Source organism: Paenibacillus sp. MAEPY2, assembly GCF_000499205.1.
In the GTDB taxonomy this organism is placed as follows: domain Bacteria; phylum Bacillota; class Bacilli; order Paenibacillales; family Paenibacillaceae; genus Paenibacillus; species Paenibacillus vandeheii.
Map to the genome: position 1 here is coordinate 22,866 of NZ_AWUK01000046.1, position 7,422 is coordinate 30,287.

Here is a 7,422-nt window from a genome sequence, read left to right on the forward strand (position 1 = left end):
ATAATGAAAGTCGGCCCAATAGTTGTCGAGACAGAAGTCCGTACGGGACAAAACTTCCGCTAAGTAGTGGCTTCTGTGAAATAACGTCGGATTAGATGTTTTTCCATAACAAAGGGGGTAGAAGTCATGTATAATCGCAAAAAACCGTTGGAAGAGATTCCACAAGCGGATGCGGCAATCTGGGAATGTACGAGTGATACGTGCAAAGGATGGATGCGGGACAATTTTGCGTTTGATAGCGTGCCTACTTGTCCGATATGTGCTTCTGAGATGGTTAGCACGACCAGGATGCTGCCATTGCTTGAAAATTCGAATAGCAATCTGAAAACGATGCCTAAAGGAAATCGGATTTAACATAGCTTACCCGCCTCTAACGAGGTGTTTTTTTTTAAGTTCAACCTGACATCTTGTACAAAGGTAAGGGTATTAAATATGAAGTTCCCGGCATTCGTTTTGGCGAATGCCTTTTTTATATGCGCGTACACTTAGTGGTGGAGTGGGTAGTATCCAGGAAAATAACATGATTTTATCGAGACGGATCGGTAGCTTCTGTTGAGGTGGATTTTAAAACACTTATCCCTAAACCGATAAGTAGAACTGCTGTTCCGACATATAGAGGTGTGAGGCTCTGTTCAAAAAGAGAAGCCAATAAAGGTCCTATTGCAACCCCAAGATCAGTCACAATCGTATAACCCGTCATAATTTCGGTTTTATTCTGGTTTTCTTTAGCCGTCTTGTCTGCTGCTAATGTGTCACATAAAGTGGTGGCTATGGTTGACATGAATTGCATAACCAAAAGTATGAAGATAGCTAAGAAAATAGTGGTAGGAATTGATATAAGCACCAAGGTAAAAGCGGTTGAAATCAATGCCATCGCTAATAAGGGACTTCTAATTCCTTTTGTGTCTGTTAATTTACCTACTTTTGGGGATACAAAAGGTTCCCAACCCGACTTCAGAGCTTGAATGATACCAGATATAGACGCTGCGCCTATAAGTAACCCTAACACACTTATATTATGTGGTATATGGAACTCAACAATCCTGCTAAGGGTGAATGCAATAATCCCGAAGTAAATCATATGTATAAGAAAGCCACTGAGAAACAAAGGTCTGTTTTTTTTCTCGAAAAGCAGATGAATCAATTTAGTAGGTATTTCCTTTTTAATCGGTCGAGATATTCCATGTGGAATGATATGGTAAGCGAGCGGTATGCAAAGTAGAGCTATTATTCCGAATGTTATCGTGACAAATTTGAGACCGACTAACTCGGTCAATAATCCACCTAGTAAAGCTCCGCCTAAATGGCCAAGCCCCCATAGACTATTATATGTCCCCATCAATTCACCCCGGTTTTTATCGCTCGACAACTCTACGACGGTTAACAAACCGCCAATCCGCAATAAAGTCCAAGCAGCTCCCCAGACACACCTCATAATTAACAGCCAAATAAATCCCTTTAAAAATCCGTAAGACAGTGTAGAAATAAACGCTAGTATTATTGCGACAATTACCCCCGTTTTTTTGTCAAAGCGATTATAAAACCAGTTAACTAATGGATTTAGGGGAAGCCTTAATAGCCTGTTTATAGAAAGTAAAACACCTGCTTCCCATAAACTGCTAAGTCCAAAGTCTCTCCAATATATCGGTAGTACAACATAAAGCATTGCATTTCCAAGAAGACAAATCGCAGTAATAAAAGCTATTCCTGCTACAAATTTTTTGCTTTCGATCATAGCTTCCTCCCAATAAATATTTATTTAGTTTTGTATCACACACCTGCATATTATGAATCCGTTCATGTTTTCTGAAATATCTCATAACACCTAAAATTCGTCAATATATTTCTTTTTTACAATTATATGGAATGGAATTAACATTTCGATGTGACGCCTCTTGCTAGTCAATTGTCTTTTCATTTACTTTAAAAAAAAGAACCTAATCGCCTTAAAGCGAGAAGGTTCTTTGATCTTTGGTACATTCATTTCTGACAAAATCGTAAACTGGGCGAAAAGCTTAGATGAACAGGAATGGAAGCAGGAACAGCGTTGCTACCAGAGCCAGCTCAATCCCTGCTCCAGGACGGTAACCTCTACCGTATCCCCCACCGTATCCTCCATAGCCATAAGGACCATAGGCTGAAGATTTAACTTTCTTTGTTGCAACTGCGTTTTTTTTGCTGCTTTTTACAAGCTGCTCTTTGGATTTGACTGAACACAGCCGTGGTCCCTCGAAACATCCGTCCAAATAGATTTTGCCATCACGACATTGACTAAGCGTACCATACATATGCTTACCGTCGTTCATAACGAGACAAACGGAACGGCCAACGTGCGGAGAAACCGTCTCTTCACATACCGGATTAATTCTGTACATGTAAATCCTCCTCATTAGTGCGGTTGCCGCTTGAAATCAACGGTTTGTATATCATAGTAAAAAGAAGACCGATTGGTATGGACGAGTACCCGGATATTAGATGGGGAGGAGCCGTTTTTAGTTCTGTTCATACACTGGAGGGAGTGAAAAGGGAGGGGATGTCATGGATTATCATGATTTGCTGGCCCGGCTTGGAGAAGGGAGTGCCCATCCAGGAGGGTTTACAGCAACGATGCAGCTGTTAGATATGCTGTCTCTGCCTGCGCATAGCAAGGTGCTTGAGGTGGGATGTGGTACAGGGAGGACGGCTTGTTATTTGGCACGAAACGGTTATCGGGTAACAGCCGTTGATCTTAATCGGCAGATGTTGGAGAAAGCGGTGCGCCGCGCAAGGCGGGAGCGCTTGGATATTCGTTTTATTCAGGCGGATGTGAAATCATTGCCTTTTCCGGATCATTATTTTGATGTGGTATTTGTAGAATCGGTCACCATTTTCACCCAGTGGCGAAGTACCCTTGCGGAATATAAGAGAGTATTGAAACCAGGTGGTCTCTTTATTGACCGGGAGATGGTGTTATCCGGAAGGAAAACTGAGGTGATGAGTCGTAGGCTGAAACAATTTTATGGAATTAGGACATTGGCAACCATGACCACATGGAAGAAACGTCTCAGACAGAGTGGATTCACTGAAGTCTTGGTCAAGGAACAATCTCGTTCGATGGGAAAGTGGGGCGTGGATCATGATCCTCATCGGGAGATGGATATGAGCTTGTTTGAGGATGAGCATGTGCAGCGTATGGGTCGCACGAATGATCGTTTGCTGGCGAGATATGGAAAAAGGCTGGGTTATGCGGTTTTTGAAGCAAAGACACCAATGGATAACGGAAGTAAACAGAAACGGTAGGATTGTCTGTTAGCGGAGAGAATACTCCATCATGGATCAGCAAAGTTGGTTGGTGCCAAATCTGCATCTAAAAAAGCAACCCACTCCAATGTGGATTGCTTTTTTTGTTCTCGGACTCTAAATTTATCCAATGAGTGTGAAAGTGCGTTCACTCAAGACCTGGGTCAACCATTACAACATATCGTTGTCGATAATGCGCCAGTGGTGCTTCAGCAGGGCTTCCAGTTGTGGTTTATCCTTGGCTCGAAAAGCGCTTAAAATTTGGCGATGTTCTTCATTTACTTCATTAAGCACACCGGATAGCCTCGGCTTGTTGTCACTAACATACGACTGACGAATAAAGCTGTTTTTTAAGGTGTTTAACATCTCGATGACAGTCGCGTTGCCGCAGCGCTGGATGTACAGGTTATGGAATTGATATTGATTCTTACTGTATGCAGTCAGATCAAGCTGGGTAATATCTTCATCCATTCGTGCAACAAGGGCTTCCATCTCCAGAAGCTCTGACGGTTTGAGGTGGTCTGCAGCAAGCGTAGCAGCAAGTGCCTCAAGCGCTCCAATGGCCTGGGAGAACTCCAGTTTTTTGCCAGCATCAAAAGGAGTAACGATAAATCCCCTGCGTGGGATATATTGCAAAAGATTGTCAGAAGCGAGCTGGAATAAGGCTTCCCGGGTAGGCGTGCGGCTTATGTCCAGCTTTTTGCAAATCTCCGCTTCATTAATCTTCTGATTTGGGAGCAATGTCCCATCCTGAATTTTCTGCGCAATGTAATCGTAAACGTGATCTTTCAAGGACCGGTATTTGGGTGCCTCCATACCGAATCCCCCCTTCTTTATATAGTGATGATTGAATGTGTGAGGTTGGTAAGCCTTGTAATGGTGCGCCGTTCGGGAGTTTCAAGTTTTTATCATCTTAACACCGAGGGGAGAGTTGGGCAAGCAAACTTAATGAGCTAAAATAGTGTTATCTCCATGTTGCGTAAATTACTTTTTATGGAAATCCAGACCTTTCGTAACATGCTTCCGGCTATCGGCAATGAATTCATTATTATCATTAAAGATTCCTCACTTGCTTCCATGATCGGAATTGCTGAGATTATCTTTACAGCCAGAGCTGTTCAAGGGATTACCTTACACCCGCTTGCCCAGCTCGTTGCTGCTGTTGCCCTCTATTTTGTAATCACATTTACGTTGGCCAACCTGCTTACCTGGCTGGAACGCAGGCTTTCAATATCCTGATAACGAGAAGAAGGACTGTTAAATTAGGTGATAGCGGAAAAAGTAAGCAGGAGTCGTAAATGCTCGTGGCGAAGCATACATTGATATTGTATTTTGTATACAATATAATCAAAGAGAGGTGCTGGGAGTATATGTCAAATTCGAAAATGTTAATGGATTGGTCGGAACGTTATGCTGCACCTAATTATCATCCGCTCCCTATCGTCATTGAGCAGGCGGAGGGAGTATGGGTCGAAGACCCGGAAGGTCGCCGTTATATGGATATGTTAAGTGCATATTCGGCATTGAATCATGGGCACAGACATCCAGCAATCATTCAGGCGCTGAAGGATCAGGCGGATCGGGTAACATTAACATCACGGGCATTTCACAGCAGTGCGGCATCACTTTTTTATCAGAAGCTCTCGCAATTTACGGGTAAACCCAAAATTTTGGCCATGAACACAGGTGCGGAAGCGGTCGAAACAGCTGTGAAAGCAGTACGAAGATGGGCGTATCGCTGCAAAGATGTACCGGAAAACCAAGCTGAAATCATCGTGTGCTCAGGGAACTTTCATGGAAGAACACTGACCGTCACCTCTTTCTCATCTTCAGAAGAGTACAAAAAAGACTTTGGACCGTTTACACCCGGATTTAAGATCATTCCTTACGGCGACATTGAAGCGCTGAAGCTGGCGATCACACCATTCACGGCTGCTTTTCTTGTGGAACCCATTCAGGGGGAAGCTGGTATTGTCATTCCGCCTGCAGGATATCTTGCTGAAGCCTTTACGTTATGCAAGCAGCATGGGGTGCTAACCGTGGCGGATGAGATTCAGACTGGATTCGGAAGAACGGGACGCCGTTTTGCCTCTGATTGGGAGGGGGTTGAGCCGGATATCTGGATTATGGGTAAAGCACTGGGCGGGGGAGTAATGCCCATCTCGGCTATTGCTGCTAATGCAGAAATACTGGATTTGTTTGAACCGGGTTCTCATGGCTCCACATTTGGGGGTAACCCACTCGCTTGTGCCGTGGCTGTTGCAGCGCTGGAAGTTCTGGAAGATGAGAAGCTTGCAGAGCGATCAGAGCTTCTTGGAAACTATTTTATGAAACAGCTTCAGGGAATTCGCAGTTCGGCTGTGCGTGAGATTCGAGGTAGAGGGTTGTTCATCGGTGTAGATCTGCATGTACCTGCACGTCCATATTGTGAGAAATTAATGTCTGTTGGACTGCTCTGTAAAGAAACCCATGAGACAACGATCCGTTTTGCGCCACCACTGACCATCACGGAGGCTGAGATCGACTGGGCACTGGAACGAATTGCTCAGGTGCTGGGTGACTGAATCAAAACTTTCTTTCATTACTTCATATAAGCGGCGAAGGAGCTGACCTACATGGGAAACAATGATATGGAATCTGCAGGAACGCTGAATGCTTCTAATGAAACAAGTCAATTACTTTTGCGTCATCATGACGTTGCCATCATAAAGGTTCCTTTTGGATTAGGTGGGGCACGAGGCGGTGCTGAGTTAGGTCCGGATGAACTAATTACAGCAGGATTGAAACGTGAAATTGCAAGCCTTGGGTTAAATGTATCAAAAGAGATCCGTGTAGATTGTCCCTCAGAGTCGGTTACTCCAATTGAACGCAACCGTGTGAAATATTTATCCGAGGTAAGCCAGGTGAGCGAGAGAGTATGCAATGAAGTGTCTGGTGCGATAGCAGGAGGTGCTTTTCCACTTGTTCTGGGTGGGGATCACAGTGTGGCCATAGGTTCTCTCGCCGGGTTGTCAGCACATTATTCCAAACTGGGTGTGATCTGGTTTGATGCCCATGCAGATTTGAATACAGAAGAGCGTAGTTTATCTGGAAATATGCACGGGATGAGTGTAGCTGCGGCTTTGGGGCATTCTGCATTTAACTTGTCTCATATTCCGGGTGCGGGGCCGTTCGTTGATCCTTCCAATCTGGTCTATATTGGCTTGCGTGATCTGGATGAATATGAAAAGGAACAGATTTGGGCCCTTGGCATTAAAAGTTTTACGATGCACGATATTGACCGGATAGGGATACAACAGGTTGTTGAACAAGCGCTCGCTGTAGTCGGGGAAGGGACGGATGGTATTCATATTAGCTTTGATATGGATTGTCTTGATCCGCGTGAGGCTCCGGGTGTAGGTACTCCGGTACCAGGAGGATTAAATTACCGTGAAGCTCATTTTGCACTGGAACTGCTTGCTTCGACTAATCGAGTCACGTCCATGGATCTGGTGGAGGTTAACCCGCTGTTTGATCAGAACAGACATACGGCCCGCCTCGGAGTAGAGTTGATTGCTTCAATGCTGGGTAAACGGATCTTATAGGGACGATAGCTACTACGTGTGAGGGTGGATTCATGCTTATATAGAAGGTAAGGTCCAATCATATTCAAGTTGAGGTTATATAAGAGCCAGGGTCAGTTACTTCCATCCAATCTTCATCTGATTGAGGATAGGTATGAGTGACTTCCCTGGCTATTGTTATTGGGTCGCTTCTGATTTATTTAACAGATGAAGGTGTAGTTGGCTTTAAAGAGTAATGTTTGGCTATTGGTTAGGTGCGACTTTCTATTCCCATGAGGAGCGTTGGGTATTTATACGAGGAGCCTCTATAACTCTATAAATAGAAGAAAGAGTTATGGGTTATCTATCGAAAATGAGATTCAAATCTTTTTTGAAAATAAAGCTTGCGTTCCGATTCTGTAAATGGTATATTCTAAGTCCGGCCAAGAAAACACGAGAAACACGGTGCGGCAAGCAAAACGAATAAGCTTCGAAAGAAACTTAAAAAAAGAGCTTGCAAAGTTGGTTCGGATGTGATAAGATATAAAAGTTGCTGAGATGAACGAAGCTTAGTAGCGAAACAAGTTTGATCTTTGAAAAC

8 protein-coding genes are annotated in these 7,422 nt (G+C 44.0%); 5 read left to right on the forward strand and 3 right to left on the reverse strand.

Going from position 1 to position 7,422, the window contains the following annotated elements:
• Window positions 1–126: 126 nt before the first annotated feature.
• Entirely contained in the window at window positions 127–354 is a 228-nt protein-coding gene (locus P364_RS0130380; RefSeq protein WP_024633773.1) for a cold-shock protein, read from the forward strand.
• A gap of 172 nt (window positions 355–526) precedes the next feature.
• On the opposite strand, the gene P364_RS0130385 is transcribed toward P364_RS0130380, so the two are convergent.
• Together P364_RS0130385 and P364_RS0130390 are read right to left on the reverse strand one after the other, a co-directional pair.
• On the reverse strand, window positions 527–1,735 hold the full coding sequence (locus P364_RS0130385) for an MFS transporter (protein ID WP_024633774.1): 1,209 nt from the start codon (window positions 1,733–1,735) through the stop codon (window positions 527–529).
• A 280-nt stretch (window positions 1,736–2,015) separates the two neighbouring features.
• Entirely contained in the window at window positions 2,016–2,375 is a 360-nt protein-coding gene (locus P364_RS0130390; protein WP_024633775.1) for a hypothetical protein, read from the reverse strand.
• 163 nt (window positions 2,376–2,538) lie between these two features.
• Here P364_RS0130390 and P364_RS0130395 point away from each other — a divergent pair, with 163 nt between their 5' ends.
• On the forward strand, window positions 2,539–3,279 hold the full coding sequence (locus P364_RS0130395) for a class I SAM-dependent methyltransferase (RefSeq protein WP_024633776.1): 741 nt from the start codon (window positions 2,539–2,541) through the stop codon (window positions 3,277–3,279).
• Between the two features lie 171 nt (window positions 3,280–3,450).
• Here P364_RS0130395 and P364_RS0130400 read toward each other — a convergent pair whose 3' ends face one another.
• The gene (locus tag P364_RS0130400) at window positions 3,451–4,095 is read right to left on the reverse strand and encodes a GntR family transcriptional regulator (RefSeq protein WP_024633777.1); all 645 of its coding nucleotides are present in this window, start codon (window positions 4,093–4,095) and stop codon (window positions 3,451–3,453) included.
• 156 nt (window positions 4,096–4,251) lie between these two features.
• On the opposite strand from P364_RS0130400, the gene P364_RS0130405 reads away from it, so the two are divergent.
• From P364_RS0130405 to rocF, 3 genes are all read left to right on the forward strand, one after another.
• The gene (locus P364_RS0130405) at window positions 4,252–4,518 is read left to right on the forward strand and encodes a hypothetical protein (RefSeq protein ID WP_024633778.1); all 267 of its coding nucleotides are present in this window, start codon (window positions 4,252–4,254) and stop codon (window positions 4,516–4,518) included.
• 131 nt (window positions 4,519–4,649) lie between these two features.
• Window positions 4,650–5,843 (forward strand): ornithine--oxo-acid transaminase, encoded by a 1,194-nt coding sequence (locus P364_RS0130410; protein ID WP_024633779.1) that lies wholly within the window; start codon window positions 4,650–4,652, stop codon window positions 5,841–5,843.
• A 51-nt stretch (window positions 5,844–5,894) separates the two neighbouring features.
• Window positions 5,895–6,863, forward strand: a complete 969-nt coding sequence (gene rocF, locus P364_RS0130415) for an arginase (RefSeq protein WP_081718235.1) — start codon at window positions 5,895–5,897, stop codon at window positions 6,861–6,863.
• The last annotated feature ends 559 nt before the right edge of the window (window positions 6,864–7,422 follow it).

Coding starts and splice junctions, on each gene's coding strand:
- P364_RS0130380 (WP_024633773.1), top strand. CDS start 127: ATGTATAATCGCAAAAAACCGTTGGAAGAGATTCCACAAGCGGATGCG.
- P364_RS0130385 (WP_024633774.1), bottom strand. CDS start 1,735: ATGATCGAAAGCAAAAAATTTGTAGCAGGAATAGCTTTTATTACTGCG.
- P364_RS0130390 (WP_024633775.1), bottom strand. CDS start 2,375: ATGTACAGAATTAATCCGGTATGTGAAGAGACGGTTTCTCCGCACGTT.
- P364_RS0130395 (WP_024633776.1), top strand. CDS start 2,539: ATGGATTATCATGATTTGCTGGCCCGGCTTGGAGAAGGGAGTGCCCAT.
- P364_RS0130400 (WP_024633777.1), bottom strand. CDS start 4,095: ATGGAGGCACCCAAATACCGGTCCTTGAAAGATCACGTTTACGATTAC.
- P364_RS0130405 (WP_024633778.1), top strand. CDS start 4,252: ATGTTGCGTAAATTACTTTTTATGGAAATCCAGACCTTTCGTAACATG.
- P364_RS0130410 (WP_024633779.1), top strand. CDS start 4,650: ATGTCAAATTCGAAAATGTTAATGGATTGGTCGGAACGTTATGCTGCA.
- rocF (WP_081718235.1), top strand. CDS start 5,895: ATGGGAAACAATGATATGGAATCTGCAGGAACGCTGAATGCTTCTAAT.